This is a genomic window from Marinimicrobium sp. LS-A18, from assembly GCF_000463525.1.
In the GTDB taxonomy this organism is placed as follows: Bacteria; Pseudomonadota; Gammaproteobacteria; order Pseudomonadales; family Cellvibrionaceae; genus Marinimicrobium; species Marinimicrobium koreense.
Genome location: NZ_AWEP01000012.1, coordinates 1 through 1269, shown reverse-complemented (window position 1 = coordinate 1269; position 1269 = coordinate 1). Strand labels below are relative to the sequence as shown.

General features: G+C 52.7%; 2 protein-coding genes. Both read left to right on the top strand.

Features of this window, described 5'->3' with window-relative positions; genetic code table 11:
• Window positions 1–55: 55 nt before the first annotated feature.
• Entirely contained in the window at window positions 56–373 is a 318-nt protein-coding gene (locus N645_RS0116375; RefSeq protein ID WP_024461506.1) for a transposase, read from the top strand.
• A complete protein-coding gene (locus N645_RS0116370) occupies window positions 367–1239 on the top strand; it encodes an IS3 family transposase (RefSeq protein ID WP_152521674.1) in 873 nt (290 codons plus the stop codon). The genes N645_RS0116375 and N645_RS0116370 overlap by 7 nt, the downstream gene beginning before the upstream one ends.
• Window positions 1240–1269 lie beyond the last annotated feature (30 nt).

The window sequence follows — 1269 nt, the reverse complement described above, 5'->3', positions numbered from 1 at the left end:
CCGAGTTCCCCAAGAAAAGTAGACACCTAATCCCCACTTAACGGAGGGTGTCATTATGACCAAGAAGACGAAGAACAAGTACAATCACTACACCGAGGATTTCCGGCGTGAGGCGGTTCGCCGCGCCGATGATCCCAACACCAGTGCCGCCGAGGTAGCGAAAGAGCTCGGTATTCACCCCGGCCAGATCTATAACTGGCGTCGGCAGTATAAACGCCTGTCCGATAAGCAGTTCAATAGCGTCCAGGGGGTGGATTACTCCATGAAAGAGAGCGAAGAGGTTCGCAAGTTAAAGCGACAAGTGGCGGATCTGAAAGAGGAGAACGAGTTCCTAAAAAAGGCGACGGCGTACTTCTCCAAAGACAAGTGGTGAGGTACGCTTTCATTGAGTCGCTTCGAGGGCAGCACACGGTCCAGAAGATGTGTCGTTGGGCGCGTGTTAGCCGCTCTGGCTACTACAAGTGGCGCTCTCGGGCGCCCAGCGCGCGCGAGCTGAGACGATTGAACGCGGAGCGAATGCTCACCGCCTTGTTCAACCGCTTTAAAGCGCGCTACGGCTCGCCGAGAATGACGGTGGAGCTTAACGAGAGCGGCTTTCCCATCAGTGAGAACACGGTGGCTAAATTGATGGAAAAACAAGGGCTTAAAGCAAGGAACGGAAAGGGCTACAAGTACTTTCCTGATGTGCTGGCCAGGAACCACGTCAGTGACAACCTGCTCAGGCGCAATTTCTCCGCCAGCAAGCCTAATGAGAAATGGGTGTCGGATATCACTTACATCAAAGTCGAAAAAGGCTTCGTGTACTTGGCGGTTATCATGGACCTGTTCTCGCGCAAGATTATCGGCTGGTCACTCGATACCACCATGACCAATCAGCTCATCATGGATGCCTTTAGAATGGCCGTAGCCTCACGAAAGGTCGAACCTGGGCTGATATTGCACTCCGACAGAGGGGTTCAGTACCGGTCAGGCGAATACCAGGCGCTCTTGCTGAACGAGGGTATTCGCCCTAGCATGAGTCGCAAAGGCAACTGCTGGGACAACGCCGCAATGGAGTCGTTCTTCGCTCGGTTCAAAGTTGAAGCGCTATACGCCGAAGATATCAGCACTAAACAGGAGGCGTATTCCTGCGTTTTTGATTACATTGAGCTATTCTACAATAGCCACCGGCGACACAGCTCATTGGGCTACAGAAGCCCAAGGGCTTATGAGAATGAGTATGCACAGATGTGCGCTTAAATCAGTGTCCACTTTTGGTGGGGAAGATCA

Bases quoted from the DNA above. Each gene is read 5' to 3' on its own strand.
- N645_RS0116375 (WP_024461506.1), top strand. From the start codon at position 56: ATGACCAAGAAGACGAAGAACAAGTACAATCACTACACCGAGGATTTC.